The sequence below is a fragment of the Actinoplanes sp. NPDC051537 genome (genome assembly GCF_055586105.1).
The window spans coordinates 112,453-130,311 of record NZ_JBVJIU010000012.1 but is presented as its reverse complement, the minus strand read 5'-3'; the positions used below and the strand labels follow the sequence as shown (position 1 = coordinate 130,311).

The window sequence follows — 17,859 nt, the reverse complement described above, 5'->3', positions numbered from 1 at the left end:
TTGGGGGACAGCCCCGGGGCGGGGGACGAACTGGCGGGGCGGGGGGGGGTTTGGGCATACAAACACCCCCCCTCCCCCCGCCCTGCCCCGCTTTGCGCGTATAGGTAAGCAGAGCAAAGGCGGCTCAGGAGGTCGCGGCGGCCTTGGTGCTCGAGGACGACGACGAGGTCGAGGGCGTCGACGACGAGGACGACGAGCTCGACGACGAAGAAGAAGAAGAAGAAGAGGAAGACGTCGAAGACGACGTGGAGGTCGACGACTCCGACTTGGTGGTAGACGACGAGGACGACGAGTCCGAGCCGTTCGACTTCTCGGCGCTCACGGCGCCCGCGCGGGAGTCGTTGCGGTAGAAGCCGGAGCCCTTGAAGACGATGCCTACCGAGTTGAAGACCTTGCGGAGCTTGCCCTCGCAGTTCGGGCACTCGGTGAGCGCCGCGTCGGAGAACGACTGAACCGCCTCGAGCTGGTGACCGCACTCGGTGCAGGCGTACTGATAAGTGGGCACGGCTCCTCCGGAATGTGTCGGCTGCTGGCACTCGCCAACTCCGAGTGCCAATGTTGCGCCATCGGAGGTCATTTCGTCCACTCGGCGGCGTGGTTGAGAGTCAAGCCACCACGAGGTGTGATCGTTCCGTGCACCGGGCGGTCGTGCGGCTCGGCCGGGATGGAGTCGATCAGCTCGCCGTCGTGCAGCAGCGCCACGGTCAGCGGGGGGCCGGGGAACGGCAGGCGGGCCAGCACCCGGTCGTAGGAACCGCCGCCGCGGCCCATCCGCATCCCGCGCCGGTCGACGGCCAGGGCGGGGACGAGCACGAGCCCGGCGGAAAGGACGGCCGAGACGCCGAGCCGCGGCCCGACGGGCTCGAGCAGCCCGCGCGGCCCAACCGCGAAAGGCGAGGGCGCAGAGGGCGAGGGCGCAGAGGGTGAGGGCCCGGAGGGCGAGGGCGCGGAGGGCGAGGGCGAGGGCGGCGAGAACAACGCCCAATCGAGATCGCCCGAGGGGAGCAGAACGGGGAGCAGCACCTCGGCGTGTGCCGCCAGGAACGAGGGCAGCGATGACCCGCCGGGCTCGGAGCCGATCGGGACGTAAGCGGCGATCACGGACGGCTGCTCACGGCGTACGAGCGCAAGAATTTGATCTTGAAGGAGGGTTGAAGCGGACAACCGGTCCTCGGGCGTGAGCGCGCGCCGTGCTGTAATCAGCCGACTCCGCAGTGCGATCTTGGCTGCTCGCGCTCCCTCTTCGTCACCGGTTAAATCGGACATGCAACACCCCCTTTCAAAAAGCGGCAAACGGTGCACACTATGTCAGCATCGCTCCAAAGAGGGCCACTCCCGGGAGGATGCGTGACGCTACGTGGCCGGCTCACCACCGCGTTCCTGGTGGTCGTGTTCGGTCCGGTCCTGCTCGGGTCCATCTTCGTCGCCATGACCGTCTCCACCGTGAGCCGGGATCGGACGGCCGAGCGACTCGATCATGCCGCGACCACGGTCCGCACGGGCATCGGGGCGATCTGCCGGCAGCTCCAGGCCGCCGCCGACGCGGTCGCCGTCGTGCCCGAGGGCAGTCGCGCCGCCGTCGCGAGCCAGCTGGTCGCGCGGGGGCTGGCCAGCGACGTCCGGATCAACGACGACATGCGCAAGAGCGCGGGCCCGGAGTCGAAGGCCGGCGCCGGGTGGCAGGACTGCGCGGCGCCGACCGGCGAACCGGCCCTCGCGGTCGCCGCCACCGCCACCTCCGGCCGGGTCTCGGTCACCGCGGCCCAAGCGATCGACGAGGCGTTCCTCGACCGCCTCGCGGCCACCAGCGGCGCGCGCATCACCCCGGGCGTCCATCCGAGTCCGGGCGGTCGCGAGCTGACCGCGGGGCCGGGCCAGCCGGTGCCGCTCACGCTCACCGTTCCCAGGAGCAAACCCACGCTCCTGTACGGGGTTCTGCTCGCGGTCGTGCTGGCGGCGGGCGCGGCCGGCGTCGTCGTCGCCCGGTGGCTCGCGCGCACGACCACCCGCCCGCTCGGCGACCTGGCCTGGGCCGCCGACCAGGTGGCGAGCGGTGATCTGGACACCCGTGTGCCGATCGTGCGCCCGGACGAGCTCGGCCGGCTGGCGGCCACCTTCAATCGGATGACCCGCGAGCTCCAGGCGTACGTGCAGGCTCTCACCGCCAGCCGCGACCAGCTCCGCGGTCATCTCGCCATTCTCGGCGAGACGCTGTCGAGCACCCACGACGTGGACCGGATCCTCCAGGTCATCCTGCGGACCGCGCTGGCCGCGACCGGGGCCCGCGCCGGTCTCGTGCTGCTGCTCGACCCGGCCGGCACCCATCTGGTCGCGCGCTGCGCCGTCGGGCTGACCGGGGCCTGGGATGTCCCCGAGGCCGAGCTGCCGGGCAAGCGGCTGCCGCTCGGCTCGGGCGTGCTCGGCGCGGTCGCGGCCGGCGGCGAGCCCCGGCGCGGGCACGGGCTGGTCGCCACCGAGGAACCGCCCTGCCGCACCTACGTGGCCGTGCCGATCCGGGCGCCGATCGTCGAGGACCCGCTGCTGCTGCCGGGCGAGCCGGTGCCGGCGACGCTCGGGGTGCTCGCCCTCTACGACCGGGTCGGCGGGGACGACTTCGACGACGCCGACCTGCACACGCTGCGCACGTTCGCCGGGCAGGCCGGGGTCGCCGTGCACAACGTCCGGGTGCACGAGGAGGCCCAGCGGCTGTCGCTCACCGACCCGCTCACCGGGCTCTGGAATTACCGTTACCTCCGGGAGTCGTTGCGCCGGGAGGTGGAGCGGGCCAGCCGGTTCGGCCGGATGCTGGCGGTGCTGGTGCTCGACCTCGACCACTTCAAGGAGGTCAACGACACGTACGGGCACGCGGCCGGCGACGCGGTGCTGGGCGAGTTCGCCCGGCGGATCCGGATCGGGCTGCGCGAGGTCGACGTGGCGTTCCGCCAGGGCGGGGAGGAGTTCGTGGTGCTGCTGCCGGAGACCGACACCTACGGCGGGGCGATCGTGGCCGAGCGGCTCGGCGCGGCCGTCCGCGACCGGCCGGTGCCGATCGAGGGCCGGGACGCGATCACGATCACGGTCTCGATCGGAGTGGCGGTCTTCCCCGAGCACGGCGCCGACGCCCAGCAGGTGTTGCGGGCCGCCGACGACGCTCTGTACGCGGCCAAGAACGCTGGGCGGGACACCTACCGGCTCGCCGAGCAGGTCCCAGCCGTACCGGAAATAGATTTTGATCCCAATGGCACTCCGACCGGTGGGCCGCAGCCTCCGCGTCAGGGACGTGGCCGATAGTCTCGCGGAATATCCGGGCACGATCTGAGCGAAGGTGCGGTGACCTCGATGACCACGAACGCGCATGCGACCGGCCGCCGGGCGGTCAAGGCCGTCATTCCCGCGGCCGGTCTGGCCACCCGGTTCCTGCCGGCCACCAAAGCGGTGCCGAAGGAGCTCCTGCCGGTCGTCGACCGGCCCGTCCTCCAGTACATCGTGGAGGAGGCCGCGGCCGCCGGCATCACCGACGTGTTGCTGGTGACCGGACGGGGAAAGACCTCCATGGTGGATCACTTCGACCGCCGTCCCGACGTCGAGCAGCGGCTGGAGGAGAAGGGTGACAAGGAGCGACTCGCCGCCGTGCGCCGCACCAGCGAGCTCGCCGACATCTACACCTGCCGCCAGGGCGAGCCGCTCGGCCTCGGCCACGCGGTCGGCACCGCCGCCTCGCACGTCGGCGACAACGCGTTCGCGGTGCTGCTCGGCGACGAGTTCGTCGAGGAGGACAAGCCGCTGCTGCCCGACATGCTCGACCTCCAGGCGCGTACGGGCGGGATCGTGCTCGCCTTCATGGAGGTCAAGCCGTCCGAGACGTCGCGATACGGAATCGCCTCGGTGGCGCCGTCCGACCTGGGCGAGGACATCGTCGAGGTGACCGGCCTGGTCGAGAAGCCCGCACCCGAGGAAGCGCCGAGCAACCTGGCCGTCCTCGGCCGCTACATCCTGCCCGCCTCGATCTTCGAGGCGATCCAGAACACCAAGCCCGGCAGCGGCGGCGAGATCCAGCTGACCGACGCGATGGCCCAGCTCCTGGCCGACGGTGTGCCGGTGCACGGCATCATCTACCGCGGCTTCCGATACGACACCGGCATGCCGCTGGGTTACCTTCAAGCGGTGGTGATGCTGGCCAGCAAGCGTGCCGACATCGGCGGCGAGTTCTCCGAGTGGCTCGCCGACTTTGTCGCCGGCGGTACGAAGGGATGACGGCAACGGCCGATGCCGAGGCGGCCGCCAACGAGCTGATGCCTCTCGCCGAGTACCTGGGCAGCGTGCTGCGCAGGTTGCGGGCGCTGCCTCCGCTCGACCTCGACCTCACCCAGGCACACGGCAACGTGCTGGCGGGCGACGTGCTCGCCCCGCATCCGTACCCGGCCTTCGACCAGGCCGCGATCGACGGATACGCGGCCCGCTGGGAAGACCTCGCGTCGGCCGGCCGGGTCGGCTCGCATCCCTCGTTCGGCAAGTTCGAGGGCGGCCCGCGGCCGGTCCGGCTCAACGTGGTCGGTGACCTCGGCGCGGCCAGCTGGCGGCCGGTCCGGCTCACCCCGGGCACCTGCTTCTCGGTGGCGGCCGGCGCGCCCCTGCCGATCGGCGCCGACGTCGTGGTCCCGGTGCATTGGACCGACCAGGGCATGGCGGCGGTCGAAATTCTGCACGCTCCCAAACGAGGATCAGGAGTCCGGCGTACGGGCGAGGAGCTCGCCGTCGGCCAGGTGCTCGCCTCGGCCGGCTCGTACGTGACGCCGGCCATGGTGGCCACGTTCGCCGCCTCGGGCATCGGCCACGTCGTGGTCCGCCCCAGCCCCCGCGTCGTGGTCGTGGCGACCGGGGACGAGCTCGTCGACGTCGGCCGGCCCAGCCAGCCCGGTCAGGTCGTCGACGCCAACTCGCACGCGCTGACGGCGGCCGCGGTCGAGGCCGGCGCGCTCGCGTACCGGATCGGCATCTGCGACGACGACCCCGAGGGCCTGCGCGGCCTGCTGGAGGACCAGACGCTGCGGGCCGACCTGATCATCACGACCGGCGGCACCGGCACCGGGCCCGGCGACATGCTGCGCCGGGTGCTGTCCCGCCGCGACCCCGGCCGCGGCGTCGTCGAGTTCACCGATGTCGCCCTCTGCCCCGGCGCCACCCTCGGCTTCGGCACCGTCGGCGGCGAGGAGGTGCCGGTCGTCTGCCTGCCCGGCGAGCCCGGCGCCGCCCTGATCGGCTTCGAGGTGCTGGCCCGCCCGGTCATCCAGCTGCTGGCCGGCGCCGAGCCGGTGTTCCGCCGCAGCGTCAAGGCGCACCTGCTGGAGACCGTCTCGTCCCCCGGCGGCCTGCGCGAGTTCCGCCCCGCCCACGTGGCCGAGCGGCGCGGCGGCGGCCACACGGTGCAGCCGCTCGCCGGGGGGCCGTACACTCTCTCCGGCCTGGCCGAGGCCAACGGACTGCTGGTGCTCGGCGAGCGGGTCACCACGGCGGCCGCCGGCTCGACCGTGGACGTGTTGCTCCTCGACCGGAGGCGATGATGCTGGGGTCCACGCCCGGATGGCCTGCCGTCCTGGCCGACGGCCCCGTCCTGCTGCGCCCCTACAAACGAGGTGACGGCCGGGCCTGGTCCGAGGTGCGGATCGCCAACCAGAAGTGGCTCGCGCCCTGGGAGTCCGCGCCGCCCGGCCCGTGGGCCGAGATGAACTCGACCCGCGCCTTCGGCTACGTCTACGCCGACATGAAACGCTCGGCCCGGCGCGGCGACAGCATGCCCTTCGCGGTGTGCCTCCGCGAGAACGGCGGCGAACGGCTGGTCGGACACATCAATCTGGGGAACATCGTGCGGCGGGCGTTCAGCTCGGCGTACGCGGGTTACTGGGTCGACTCCCGAGTAGCCGGCCGGGGCGTGATCCCCACCGCGCTCGCGCTCGCCGTCGACCATGCCTTCGGGGCCGGCGGCCTGCACCGCATCGAGGTCAACATCCGCCCCGAGAACGGGCCGTCCCGCCGCGTCGTGGAGAAGCTCAGCTTCCGCGAGGAGGCCTACCATCAGCGCTACATGCACATCGACGGCGGCTGGCGCGACCATCTTGGATATGCCCTGACCAGCGAGGAAGTGGCCGCCGAGGGTGGCCTGCTGGCCCGCTGGCGACGCGTGCGCGCCTGATTCCTGATCTTCGCTGCTTCACGCGCCCGGCGCGGCGCGCGCATTTCCGCAGCTCCCGCCCGTAGCCTCGGGGAGATTGGGTCTTGCGGTCCGCCTCGGTTAACGGTAGAGCGGGCCGCCCGTAGCTGACGGGAGGGGTGAGGGTGCCGACCTCGGTGCTCCTCGCCGTCCTCGCCGCGGCCGGACTGCTCGCCCTCGCGCCCGCGCTCGTGCGCCGGTACGACGCCACCGAGCGCCTGGCCGCGGAGCGGGCGTCGTCGACGGCGCGGGTGCTGCTGCGCCGCCGCCGTCGCCGCACCGTGCCCGGACGCCGTCCGATCAACCCCGGACGCGCCGTGACGGTTACGGTCCTGGCCACTCCCGATTCGGTGGCGGACAAGCCACCGCAGCGCCGCCTCCGCCTGGTCACACCCGGCCGGCGCCCGCCCCGGCGACTCCCGCAGCAGCGGCACACCCCCGCGGTCGTCCGCCGGCGCCGGGTCTTCGCGTCGCTGCTGCTGCTCAACGTCATCGAGCTGGTCGGCGTGCTGACCGTGGGGCCGGGCTTCTGGATCGGCTTCGCGGTCACCGGGTCGCTGCTCGGGCTCTACCTGGTGCACCTGCGCAACCGCGCGCTGGCCGATCGCCGCCGCCGCAAGATCGAGGCGCGGGAGGCGGCCTGGCTGGCCGCGCGGCAGGCCGAGGTGCGGCGGGAGCAGGCACGACGGGCCGCGGCGCGCCGCGAGGCCCAGCGGCGGCTGGCGGCCCAGCGCGAGGCCGTGCGCCGGACGGCCATGGGGCTGGACCGGGAGCCGTCGGAGCTCCCAGCGGCGTCGGTGTCGTATCGCCGGGCCGGTGGGCTGCGGGGGCGGGCCTATGAGGCGGGGGGCCGGCACCATACGGCCTGAGTGGGGGCCGGTTCGCGACCTGGGCGGCTCACCTGTTAGCCTTGCTGCGTCCCACGGGAACGCTTTCCCGCGGGTGGTAAGGGGCTGTGGCGCAGACTGGTAGCGCACCTCGTTCGCATCGAGGGGGTCAGGGGTTCAAATCCCCTCAGCTCCACCAAGTGTTGGTGGCTCTCTGCTCGCGGAATGCGCGGGCCGGGGGCCACTTGTCATTTCTGCTCCGGGGGCCGAGCCCCCGGACGCCCCGCGTTGCGATGGTTGCGGTGGGCGCGATGGTGCGGTGGGCGCGATGCTTGCGGTGGTTGCGGTGGGCGCGAACGGGTGCGGTGGGCGCGAACGGGTGCGGTGGGCGCGAACGGGTGCGGTGGGCGCGAACGGGTGCGGTGGGCGGCTATCTTCTTCCGGACGGCTTCTGGCGACGCGGTCCAGTCACTGCGCATCAGGCACGCGGCCTTTCAGACGCCGGGGTTCGGCGGGCAGCTAGGCTCCGCCTCGCCGCTCTGAGGGCGTGATCGCTAGTCGTAGCGCCAGGGGCGTCGCGGTGGGCGCTTTGCTGTTTGGTGGTTGCTCTCGGTCTAAGACGGGGTGGGGGCGGCTTGGACTGGTCGCGGTGTGGTGGTTGCTCTGCGTAGATGGCCTAACAGGAAAGTTTCATGTTAGGGCCGGCGGAGTTCGCGGCATTTACGGGCTTCTGCAAGGGGGCGCCCTATGCCGGATCTGGTGGGTTGGGCACTCGCTGCTATCGGGTGACTGCGGGTGGCAACGTTGCGGGCAAGGCGTTGCGCTGGGTGATGTCATCCCATCGTCTAGTTTCTCTTGACGATCATCCGAGTCTCTGATCGGACGCTCGACGTCGATCGCATCTGGGGCCAGTCTGTGATCGCCCCCACACCATCGTGCAAGGACGCCCGATGTCTTACGCGAATCCTCCCCAAGACTACGAGCCGCCCTCCGATCGTTGGCCGCCGGCCGACGACACCGGCCCGCGGCACTCACGACCTCCGCAGCAACCGCCAACGGCTGCGCAGAACACGAACAACTGGCCGCCGCAGCAGCGCGCGGGCGGCTCCGGCTGGGAAGCGGCGCCTCCGCAGCGGCCCGAGCCGGGATACGGGCCCGGGTACGACACCGGTGCATTGCCGCGGCCCGGGTACGAGACCGGCGCATTGCCGCGGCCCGGGTACGAGACCGGCGCAATGCCACGGCCGGGATACGAGACCGGCGCCTCGCAACGGCCCGAGCCGGGGTACGGGACGGGCTCTCTGCAACCCCGGCCGGGATATGAGCCGGCACCGCCGCAGCGGGCGACCCGCAGCTGGGACACCGGCACGGGGTGGTCGCGCGCCCTGCCGCAGCAGGAGCGGAGCCAGGAACGGACCGGGTGGCAGCCCGCGGTGCCGCTCCAGACCGGTGCCGGACTGGAGCCGGCGGGCTGGGAACCGCCGCACGTGCGGCACCTGCCCGGTGGCGGTGACCCGCCGCCGCCTCCGCCCGTGCCGCAGCGGTCCGGTGGCGCCGGCAAGTGGGTGCTGATCGTCGCGGTGGTGGTCGTGCTGGTCGGGGGGCTCGGCTACTACTTCTTCAAGCCCTCGTCGGGCAGCGGCTTCGACGTGCAGGTGACCAAGTGCTCGGCCGCCGGCAGCATGGCCACGGTCGGGCTCGAGGTGCACAACAACGGGTCGAGCACGCAGACCGCCACGGTCAACATCGAGTACCGCGATGCCGCGGGCAAGCGGCTCGATGTGGGCACCGTGACCGTCCGGGACATCGGGGGCGGCGACACCACCCGCACCGAGGAGAGCACGATCCTCGACGTCGACGAGAGCACCAAGCTGACCTGCCTGGTGACCGCCGTCGGCTGAGCTGTCAAGGGCTGCAAAGGCGGTGCTACCAGGCGGTCCAGCCGCCGTCGGCGACCACGTTCGTGCCGGTGACGTAGCTGGACCGCGGCGAGGCCAGGAAAAGCACGGACGTGGCGAGCTCGGCCGGGTCACCCACCCGGCCGAGGGGGGTCTTCCGCGCGAGGCGGGCGAGCAGCGCGGGGTCACCGCCGTCGCCCGGGAACGGCCCGGGGGTCAGCGCATTCACCCGTACGCCCGAGGGGCCCAGTTCCACGGCCGCATACCGGGTCAGCTGCAGCAGGCCCGCCTTGACCGCGCCGTAGTAGGGCGGGTTGCCGACCTCGGGCGAGTCGTACAGGTGTGGCTTGGGGCTGACCATGCCGTACATCGACGCCACCGTGATGACCGAGGGCGACCCGTCGGCGGCCGCGGCCACGAGCAGGTCGCGGGTGGCGTCGAGCAACCGCTGGAAGGCGGCCAGCGCCAGGTCGGCCGCCTCGAGGTAATCGGCCGGTTTCGCCGTACGCAAGGAACCCCCGCGCCCCACATGGGCGTTGTGCACCAGCACATCCACCCGCCCGCCGGTCTCGCGCAACGCCGAACCGAGCGCGGCCACGTCGTCGTCGACCGTGACGTCGCAGCGGAACGGCCGGCAGTCGAGCGGGGACAGCTTGCCGGCCAGCGCGTCGAGCCGGCCCTGGTCGCGCCCCACCAGCCAGGTGGTCGCGCCGGCCCCGGCCAGCGCCTCGGCCATCACCCCGCCGAGCCGCCCGGTCGCGCCGGTCAGCACCGCCACCCGCCCACGCAGGCCGAACAGGTCGTCGGGGGTCATCACGCCGACCACCGGCTCGGGTCGAGCAGCTCCACCGGCATCTCGGGCAGCGAGGCCAGCGCCTGTTCCCGTTCGGCGTCGGTCAGCGGCTTGCGGCCGATCAGCTCGGCGTTGCGGCGCAGCTGCTCCTCGGTCTCGACGCCGACCACGAGCGAGGTCACCCACGGCAGCGACAGCAGGTAGGCCAGGCAGAGGTCGGCGCGGTCGGCCCGGCCCAGCTCGGCGGCGAGCCGATCGAGGACGGCCACCACGTCATCGCGGCGATCATCGGGGAGGTGCGGCCACCGCACGCCGGTTCCGGCCGCGAGCAGGCCTTGGAGGTACGCGCTGCGCACCGTCACCACGAGGTCGGGGCGGGCGGCGAGCGCGTCGGCCAGGTCGCCGGCCAGCCAGCGCCGGTCGAGGATGTTGCAGGGCAGCTGGACGTACCCGAGGCCGGGCAGCTCGAGAACCCGGCGCAGCTCGTCGGGGGACTGCACCGAGACGCCCACCCGGTCGGCCTCGCCCGTCTCCAGGCAGCCGCGCAGCTCCGCCCAGCCTCCGTCGGCGTCGGCCGCGCGGTGCAGCAGGATGGTCAGCGGCCCGGTCGCGCGCAGCGCCTCCCGGCTCGCGGCGATGCTCTCCCGGACGCCGGCGCCGGGCGCCACCTTGGTGACGACCGCCAGGTCGAGACCGTTCAGCGCGGCCCCGATCCGCCGCTCGCTGTCGCCGTAGGCGCGGGCCGTGTCCAGGTGGGTGACCCCGAGATCGCGGGCCGCGGCCAGCAGGCGGGCGGTGGCGTCGTCGTCCGGCATCCCGGTGCGGTTGGCGATCCCGTACGCCCCGCCGAGCTGTGCCGTGCCCAGGACCAGGGCCGATTGGCGGTAGCCGCCGCGGGCCCGGACCGGCACGACCGGCGTCGCGTGGTCATTCATCAATCCGCCCCTCCGCCGGCGTGGGTAATATTGCCGCCGAGCTGCCCATTTATGCCGCGATGCTATGCTGCGCGCCGCCGTCGCGGCTCCCCGGGTCGCCCGCCATCGCCACGTCTGGATGAGGGTATGCACCACGCGAACTACTACTACGGTCACGCCCACGTGCTCGCCCGCTACGCCCGGCTGGCCGAGCCGCTGCACCCGCCGCGCATGCAGGGCTACCTGCAACACGGGTGGAACATCGGCGACGGTCTCGCCCCGGGTGTCCCCTTCGTCGACGGCAGCAAGCTGTTCGTCTGGTCCGAGCAGGTGCGGCGGCGGTCGTGGTCGCAGGGGCGGCGTGACGTCATCGCCATCGGCTCCCCGTTCGCGTACCTCATGGCGATGGACGAGGCCCCGGTCGACGAGAGCGAGCGCGAGGGCACCATCTTCTACCCCTTCCACGGCTGGGAGGGGCAGGAGGTGATGGGCGACCACCAGCGGCTGATCGACGAGCTCAAGGCGCACGAGACGGGCCCGATCACGGCCTGCCTGTACTGGAACGAGCACAAGGTGCGGGGGATCCGCCGGCTCTACGAGAAGGCCGGCTTCCGGGTCATCTGCCACGGCTACCGCGGCTTCTGGTGGCGCGACCACGACCGCGAGTTCCTGGTGCGCCAGCTGGCCGTGCTGCGCCGCCACAAGCGCGTCGTCTCCAACCGCCTGTGCAGCGCGATCTGGTACGGCCTGCTGGCCAGCTGCCAGAGCGCGGTCTACGGCGACCCGATGGTCCTCGAGGACGGCGACACCACCTTCGGCGGCGAGCCGCGCCTGCACCGGCAGTGGCCCGAGGTCTACGGCTACGACCCCGACCCGGTGGTGGGCCGCGAGATCGCCACGGCCGAGCTCGGCGCCGACATCCTGTGCAGCCCGCAGGAGCTGCGCACGCACCTCGGCTGGCCGGTCGCGACCGAGCCGCTCGAGCAGTGGCCGGCCCAGGTCGCGTCACTGACGGCCTGACACCGCCGCCCACTCGTCGGCCCACGCGTCGAGCGGGGCCAGCGCGCGGCCGAGCCTCGCGCCCAGCGGCGTGAGCTCGTAACCGGCGTCGGTGGCCGCCGCGAGCCCGGTCGAGGTCAGCTCGCCGAGCCGCTGATAGAGCACGCTCGACGACAACCCCTCGCAGCGGGCCAGCAGCGCGCGCGCCCCGACCGGGCCGTCGCGCAGCTCCCAGATGATCCGCAACGCCCATCGGCGCCCGAGCAGATCCATCGCCGCCATGATCGGACGGCCGGTGGACGAGCCACGAACGGGCTTTCCGGGGCGCGGTGTCGTCATGCGTCTCCTTGTGTTGCTCTTTCCGAAACGCTAGCATCCGTTTCGGAAAACGAAACATAGGAGGCCGAGTGTCACGCATCGGAGCGCTGCTCCCGCCGTACGGGAAAGAAACCGCCGCCCAGCTCGAGCAGATGATGCCGCCCGGAGTCCCGCCGATCGGGTTGTTCCGGATGTTCGCCGGCAATCTGCCGATGACCCGGGCCATGCACGGCTGGGGCCGGTACGAGCTGGGCCGTGACCTCTCGCTGATCATGCGCGAGCGCGAGATCGTCATCGACCGCACCTGCGCGCGCTGCGGTTGTGAGTACGAGTGGGGCGTGCACGTCCTGATGTTCGGCGACCGGGTCGGCCTCACCGCCGAGCAGCGCGCCTCAACGGTCCATGGTGGAGCGTCCGATCCATGTTGGACGGACGAGCGGGAACGCCTGCTCCTGCTGGCCGTCGACGCGCTGCACGACCGCAACGACATCGACGACGCGTTGTGGTCGCGGCTGGCGGCGGCGTTCGACGAGCGGCAGCTGATGGACCTGTTGCTGCTGTGCGGCTGGTATCACGCGATCAGCTTCGCCGCCCGCGCCGCCCGTCTGCCCCTCGAGCCGGGCGCACCGAGGTTCTGAGTCAGACTTTTCGTTTCGCGTGGAATGCTACTTTTGGGTGGTATCTCTGAAGCGAGTCTTCGGAGGTGACGCATGCAAGCTCCCACGCCCGACAACGAAACCGACCGTCTCGCGGCCCTGTACGCGCTCAACATTCTGGACAGCGAGCCCGAACAGGACTTCGACGACATCGTGGCCCTCGCGTCGAACGTGTGCGGGACGCCGATGTCGCTGGTCACGCTGGTCGACGTCGACCGGCAGTGGTTCAAGGCACGGGTGGGCTGCGACCTCACGGAGACGTCGCGTGACCTCTCCTTCTGCGCCCACGCGATCCTCGGCCGCGATCTGCTGGTGGTGCCCGACGCCACCCAGGACGCCCGGTTCGCCGACAACCCGTCGGTGGACATGGACGGCGGCATCCGGTTCTACGCCGGCGCGCCGCTGATCACCACCGATGGGCACGCGCTCGGCACGCTCTGCGTGATCGACAACACCCCGCGCCAGCTCGACGTCGAGCAGCTCCAGGCGTTGCGGGCGCTGGCCCGGCAGGTCACCTCGCAGATGGAGCTGCGCCGGCACGCGATCGCGCTGGCCAACACCACGGCCCGGCTCCAGGAGCTGGAGCGGCGCAAGGACGATCTGGCCGGGCTGGTCGGCGGGGAGCTGCGGGCGCCGTTGCGGCTGATCTCGACGTACCTCGACAAGCTCGGCAGCACCGGCTTCCACGACGCCGAGATGGCCGATCTGGTCGGCCGGGCCACGGCCGGGCACATCCGCGGCTTCCTCGACCTGCTCGCGCACCTCAACTCGATGGCCGACGCCGGCTTCGGCAGCGAGAGCCTGCACATGCGGCAGATCGACCTGACCCGGGTCACCCAGCGGGCGGTGGAGGCGGTGCGGCCGATCGCCGCGACCAAGCAGATCTGGATTCTCAACCAGGCGGGTGGCCCGGCATTGCCGATCATTGCCGATCCCGTACGCCTGGAGCAGGTCCTCACCCATCTCCTGTTCGCCGCGGTGAAGTACACCCCGGCCGGCGGACGGGTGCGGGTGGGCACCGAGATCGAGTCCGGGCCGACGGTCCGCCTCGACGACATGGACATGCCCGACGGCATGCGGCCCGACCTGTTCCCGCACCTGTACTACGGCGCCATCGCGAACCCGTCGGACATTCCCGGCCCGGACCGCGGACTGGCCGTGGCCAAGAAGATCCTGGACGCGCACCACGCCACCGTGGCGCTCTCCGACCGGCCCGGGGACGGCACCTCGCTGCACGTGGTGTTCCCGTTCGCCCAGCCGACGCCCGCCGACAAGATCGCCGAGCTGATCGCCGCCTAGGCCTGTCTTGGTTGCCGTCGGCTCTTAGTTGCCGTCGGCTCTTAGTTGCCGTCGGCCGCACCGCCCGGCTGCAGTTCGGGCGGTGCGGCCGACGCTTCACCCGGTGTAAACCGGGCCGGAGCCGCCACCCGGGGGCGAGCCGGCTGACGGAAAGTCCTCGGGGTCGTACGCGGGCTGCGCCTGAGCCTGGACCGGAACGATCGCCGGCCGGGCCACCGCGCGGCCCGAGGCGGGATGTCCGGCGCCGGCCCGGGGCAGGTCGATCGTGCTCGGCCAGGTGTCGACGGCCGGGGCGACGGATTGCTGCGGCAGATCGGGCAGCGCGGTGCGCGGCGTCAGGCCGGCCCGGTGCAGCTTGTGCCAGCGCAGCCGGCCGCCGGTGAGCGCGGTCGTCGCCGACTGCATCAGCACCAGGTACATCAGCTGCCGGTAGGCGAACTGCTGCAACGGCAGCCGCCACAGCGGGCGCAGCGACTCGCGGTCGAATCGGAACGCCACCGCGGCCGTGAACAGTTGCAGCGCCAGCATGCCGAGCCAGGCGATCAGCGTCTCCTGGAGCTCCCAGAAGACCAGGCCGTAGACGAGCATGATGTCGACGACCGGGGCGAGCATCGGCAGCGCCACCCCGAACAGGGCCAGGAACGGCAGGCCCACCCGCCCGAAGCGGCCCGACGGGCCGTTGTCGAACAGCGCCCGGCGGTGCTTCCACATCGCCTGCATGGTGCCGTAGCTCCAGCGGTAGCGCTGCCGGTACAGCTGCTCGAGCGTGGTCGGCGCCTCGGTCCAGGCCTTGGCCCGCTCCTCGTACACGACCCGCCAGCCGGACCGGCACATCGCCATCGTGACGTCGGTGTCCTCGGCGAGGGTCTCGTCGCTGACGCCGCCGACCTGGGCCAGCGCCTCGCGGCGGAACGCGCCGATCGCGCCGGGGACGGTCGGCATGCAGCCGAGCACCTCGTAGAGCCGTCGGTCGAGGTTGAAGCCGATCACGTACTCGATGTGCTGCCAGGCGGCGACCATCTTCTCCCGGTTGCCGACCTTGACGTTGCCGGCCACCGCGCCGACGGACGGGTCCGCGAACGCCTGCACCAGCATCCGGATCGAGTCGCTCTCGAAGATCGTGTCGCCGTCGACCGTGACGATGAGGTCGTGCCGGGCAAGGGCGATGCCGGTGTTGAGGGCGTTCGCCTTGCCGCCGTTGGGGACCCGGACCACCCGTACGTTGGGCAAGGCCATGCGTTCCACGATCGAGGCGGTTCCGTCCGTCGATCCGTCGTCGACGACCACCACCTCGATCGCCGGGTAGTCGCCGCCGGCCAGCGAGCGGACCGCCGCCTCGATGCCTTCCTTCTCGTTGTAGGCGGGCACGATGACGGACACCGGCTCGGTCACCGGCTCACCCCAGCTCCAGCCGGGCTTGCGGCGCTGCCGGGCGTGCCGGGTGGCGAGCAACAGCAGGAGTCCGGTACGCCCGATGGTCAGCAGGCCGACGACCAGGAACAGTCCCGCCACCGCCCAGACGAACCAGTCGGTCACGCGTACGGTGTCGATGACCGCCGTTCCTCGCCATTTGTCGGCCTTGGCCGCCGCCGGGTTCTCGGGCAGAAGCGGCACCTGCTTGGCGCCCTTGACCTTGTTCTGCGCGGCGATGCTCTGGTTGAGGCCCTCGGTGACCGTGGTGAATCGGTAGCCGCGCGCCTTCATCATCGGGATGAACTGCTTGAGCGCCTGCACGGTCTGCCGGCGGTCGCCGCCCGCGTCGTGGAACAGGACGACGGCCGGGGTGTCGGCGGGCGGGGTGGCGTTGCGGACGATCTGCCGTACGCCGGGCCGCTGCCAATCCTCGCTGTCCATGTCGTTGACCACGATCAGGTAGCCCTGCTTGCCAGCGTCCTTGACCAGCTTCCAGTTCGTGTCGTCGATCGCGTTGGCCTTCGACGAGTACGGGAAGCGGGCCAGGTTGGTGTGCACGCCGGTGGCCTTGGCGATGACGTTCTGGGTCTGCGACAGCTCGAGCGTGCGTCGCCAGGGCGCGATCCGCTGGAGGTTGGGGTGGGTGAACGTGTGCAGGCCGAGCTCGTTGCCGCCGTCGGTGATCCGCTTGGTGAGCGCCGGGTGCCGGGCCACCTCGGAGCCGACCACGAAGAACGTGCCGTGGGCGTCGTTCTCCCTGAGCACGTCCAGAATTCGCGGCGTCCACTTCGGATCCGGGCCGTCGTCGAAGGTGAGCGCGATGGTCTTGGCCGGCATCCGGCTGCTGCTCTCCTGGCCGCCGGTGGTGTTGATGACCGGGCCGCCGCCACGGATCGCCAGTGGGACGCCGTCCTGGTCGCCGACCTCGGAGTCGAGGTGGTCGCCGGTGAACTCGGAGTTCACGTAGGCCTGCACGACGAGCACGCCGACGAAGAGCCCGATCAGCAGGGTGCCGAGGACGACGCGGGGCTGGGGGAGCAGGCGCCGGCGGGCCTTGCTCACGCCGCCACCTCGGCGGCCTTCGTGGGCGTGGGCTCGATTCCGCCGGTGGGCTGGGGCTCGACGGTCGGGGCCGCGGTGGTCTTTGTTTCGCCACCGCCCTGGCCGCCTGTCCCTGTCCCTGTCCCCGTTCCCGTTCCCGTTCCCGCGGCCGGCGGCTCGGGGGCGGCCGGTGTCGTGGGCGCGGCCGTGGTGGGCGGCGTCCCGGTCGGCACGGTTACCGGCGGGGTCGTGGTCGACTCCACCGGCTTGGTCGTGGTGGCGCTCGGCTTCGGCGTGGCCGGGGTCGTCGCGGCCTTCTTCGTCGGGCGGGCGGTCGCGGCCGGCTTCGAGGTCACGTGCGTCGACTCGAGTCGCGGCCCGACGGCGCGGGCGGTGCTCGCCCGGCGCGGCAGCGCATCGGTGACGAACAGCGTCGTCGGCGCGTGGCTCGGGGTGGGCGCCGGGGTCGGGCTGGGCTTGGGCGGCGCCTTGTCGTCGGCGTCGGCCGGCTGGTCGAGCCCCGGCAGCGGCAGCACGGCGCTGGACCGTACCGGCCCGCCGGCCAGGCTCACGCTGATCAGCCCGCCGTAGAGCATGACCAGCGCGCCGAACCCGTAGGCCAGGCGACGCAGCAGCCGCCCCCGGCGGCCCGTGCTGTCCACGAACACCGGCGCCGGCGTCGACACCGAGATCACTTCGGTGTCGGGGATGTCGGGTCCGTCGAATTGCGGGTTTTCAGCCTGCTGCAAAGTCACGCGGCGAGCTTAAGAACATCTAAGCCGATCTTGGGCCCACTCACTCCATGGGATGACGGATGATCGCCACCGCTAAATCAACCGAAATGATGAGGCCTGGCGTTTGACCAGATAGGCAGGCTTGTGTGCGGTCAGACAATTGATCGCGCTGAGCTGCGAAATAATGGCAGCCTTTAGGAGGTTACGCGATTTCGCAGAATAATTTATTGTCGTATGAGCGACAGTAAAGACGCCCTTTACGCGAGAGCAATTCACAGCCCGATTAATCTCCCTTATACGCATAAGGGCGGAATGTCCGATGTGGCGACCAGGCTTGATCGAAATTTGAAAGTTCGGTTGGTGACCCGTTGTGCCCGACATCGGAGGTCGTTAAGCTTCATCTTGCGCGCCCCTATCGCCCGCTTCCCCCGTGGCAGGCGATCGGGGCGCGCCCTTATGTGCAGGCCGTTCCCGACCAGCGTTTCTCGCGTCGCGGAGGCCTTGATTGCACGGGTCGCCTTGACACACGATCTCCCGCGGCGATGAGCAAGACCCCCGAATTCCGCATCGCGCGTTAGTGGGCGTCATGCGTTGGTCCGGATCGTGCGTCGGCTCGGTACCCGTCGGTCCGCACCCGCCGCCCGCCGATCGTGGTTCCGCCCGCCGCCCGCCGCCCGCCGCCCGCCGCCCGCCGCCCGCCGCCCGCCGCCCGCCGCCCGCCGCCCGCCGCCCGCCGCCCGCCGCCCGCCGCCCGCCGCT

General features: G+C 71.7%; 16 protein-coding genes and 1 tRNA gene. 10 read left to right on the top strand and 7 right to left on the bottom strand.

All coding sequences use genetic code 11. The annotated features are described in order from the left end of the window. Window positions 1-124: 124 nt before the first annotated feature. Together ACZ6TB_RS28615 and ACZ6TB_RS28610 are read right to left on the bottom strand one after the other, a co-directional pair. Window positions 125-505 carry an FmdB family zinc ribbon protein gene (locus ACZ6TB_RS28615; RefSeq protein WP_465558844.1) on the bottom strand — a complete coding sequence of 127 codons (381 nt, stop codon included), beginning with the start codon at window positions 503-505 and terminating at the stop codon, window positions 125-127. A 68-nt stretch (window positions 506-573) separates the two neighbouring features. Then, window positions 574-1,266, bottom strand: a complete 693-nt coding sequence (locus ACZ6TB_RS28610; protein WP_465558842.1) for a 5-formyltetrahydrofolate cyclo-ligase — start codon at window positions 1,264-1,266, stop codon at window positions 574-576. A gap of 81 nt (window positions 1,267-1,347) precedes the next feature. On the opposite strand from ACZ6TB_RS28610, the gene ACZ6TB_RS28605 reads away from it, so the two are divergent. The 7 genes from ACZ6TB_RS28605 (at window position 1,348) to ACZ6TB_RS28575 (ending at window position 8,936) form a co-directional block, all read left to right on the top strand. Beyond that, entirely contained in the window at window positions 1,348-3,291 is a 1,944-nt protein-coding gene (locus tag ACZ6TB_RS28605; protein ID WP_465558840.1) for a diguanylate cyclase, read from the top strand. Window positions 3,292-3,339: 48 nt separating this feature from the next. Beyond that, window positions 3,340-4,254 carry a UTP--glucose-1-phosphate uridylyltransferase gene (locus tag ACZ6TB_RS28600; RefSeq protein ID WP_465558839.1) on the top strand — a complete coding sequence of 305 codons (915 nt, stop codon included), beginning with the start codon at window positions 3,340-3,342 and terminating at the stop codon, window positions 4,252-4,254. After that, complete coding sequence (locus ACZ6TB_RS28595) at window positions 4,251-5,561, top strand: molybdopterin molybdotransferase MoeA (RefSeq protein WP_465558837.1); 1,311 nt, start codon at window positions 4,251-4,253, stop codon at window positions 5,559-5,561. Before ACZ6TB_RS28600 ends, ACZ6TB_RS28595 begins: the two co-directional genes overlap by 4 nt. Beyond that, window positions 5,558-6,190, top strand: a complete 633-nt coding sequence (locus tag ACZ6TB_RS28590; RefSeq protein WP_465558835.1) for a GNAT family N-acetyltransferase — start codon at window positions 5,558-5,560, stop codon at window positions 6,188-6,190. The genes ACZ6TB_RS28595 and ACZ6TB_RS28590 overlap by 4 nt, the downstream gene beginning before the upstream one ends. 143 nt (window positions 6,191-6,333) lie before the next feature. After that, window positions 6,334-7,077: a divisome protein SepX/GlpR gene (sepX, locus tag ACZ6TB_RS28585; RefSeq protein WP_465558833.1), complete on the top strand. Its 744-nt coding sequence runs from the start codon at window positions 6,334-6,336 to the stop codon at window positions 7,075-7,077. A gap of 80 nt (window positions 7,078-7,157) precedes the next feature. Then, window positions 7,158-7,234, top strand: a tRNA-Ala gene (locus ACZ6TB_RS28580). A 1,036-nt stretch (window positions 7,235-8,270) separates the two neighbouring features. Continuing rightward, window positions 8,271-8,936, top strand: a complete 666-nt coding sequence (locus ACZ6TB_RS28575) for a hypothetical protein (protein ID WP_465558831.1) — start codon at window positions 8,271-8,273, stop codon at window positions 8,934-8,936. Between the two features lie 25 nt (window positions 8,937-8,961). Here the strand turns inward: ACZ6TB_RS28575 and ACZ6TB_RS28570 are convergent, their stop codons facing one another. Further along, window positions 8,962-9,747 (bottom strand): SDR family NAD(P)-dependent oxidoreductase, encoded by a 786-nt coding sequence (locus ACZ6TB_RS28570; RefSeq protein ID WP_465558829.1) that lies wholly within the window; start codon window positions 9,745-9,747, stop codon window positions 8,962-8,964. Then, on the bottom strand, window positions 9,747-10,661 hold the full coding sequence (locus ACZ6TB_RS28565) for an aldo/keto reductase (RefSeq protein ID WP_465558828.1): 915 nt from the start codon (window positions 10,659-10,661) through the stop codon (window positions 9,747-9,749). Before ACZ6TB_RS28565 ends, ACZ6TB_RS28570 begins: the two co-directional genes overlap by 1 nt. A gap of 126 nt (window positions 10,662-10,787) precedes the next feature. Here ACZ6TB_RS28565 and ACZ6TB_RS28560 point away from each other — a divergent pair, with 126 nt between their 5' ends. Next, a complete protein-coding gene (locus tag ACZ6TB_RS28560) occupies window positions 10,788-11,660 on the top strand; it encodes a hypothetical protein (RefSeq protein ID WP_465558826.1) in 873 nt (290 codons plus the stop codon). On the opposite strand, the gene ACZ6TB_RS28555 is transcribed toward ACZ6TB_RS28560, so the two are convergent. Then, window positions 11,646-11,978, bottom strand: a complete 333-nt coding sequence (locus tag ACZ6TB_RS28555) for a winged helix-turn-helix transcriptional regulator (RefSeq protein WP_465558824.1) — start codon at window positions 11,976-11,978, stop codon at window positions 11,646-11,648. The two genes, ACZ6TB_RS28560 and ACZ6TB_RS28555, sit on opposite strands and share 15 nt — an antisense overlap. 68 nt (window positions 11,979-12,046) lie before the next feature. On the opposite strand from ACZ6TB_RS28555, the gene ACZ6TB_RS28550 reads away from it, so the two are divergent. Beyond that, window positions 12,047-12,595 (top strand): carboxymuconolactone decarboxylase family protein, encoded by a 549-nt coding sequence (locus ACZ6TB_RS28550; protein ID WP_465558822.1) that lies wholly within the window; start codon window positions 12,047-12,049, stop codon window positions 12,593-12,595. 72 nt (window positions 12,596-12,667) lie between these two features. Then, window positions 12,668-13,912: a GAF domain-containing sensor histidine kinase gene (locus ACZ6TB_RS28545; RefSeq protein ID WP_465558821.1), complete on the top strand. Its 1,245-nt coding sequence runs from the start codon at window positions 12,668-12,670 to the stop codon at window positions 13,910-13,912. A gap of 96 nt (window positions 13,913-14,008) precedes the next feature. On the opposite strand, the gene ACZ6TB_RS28540 is transcribed toward ACZ6TB_RS28545, so the two are convergent. Together ACZ6TB_RS28540 and ACZ6TB_RS28535 are read right to left on the bottom strand one after the other, a co-directional pair. Continuing rightward, the gene (locus ACZ6TB_RS28540) at window positions 14,009-16,387 is read right to left on the bottom strand and encodes a bifunctional polysaccharide deacetylase/glycosyltransferase family 2 protein (RefSeq protein WP_465558819.1); all 2,379 of its coding nucleotides are present in this window, start codon (window positions 16,385-16,387) and stop codon (window positions 14,009-14,011) included. After that, complete coding sequence (locus ACZ6TB_RS28535) at window positions 16,384-17,121, bottom strand: hypothetical protein (protein WP_465558817.1); 738 nt, start codon at window positions 17,119-17,121, stop codon at window positions 16,384-16,386. The genes ACZ6TB_RS28540 and ACZ6TB_RS28535 overlap by 4 nt, the downstream gene beginning before the upstream one ends. Between the last annotated feature and the right edge of the window lie 738 nt (window positions 17,122-17,859).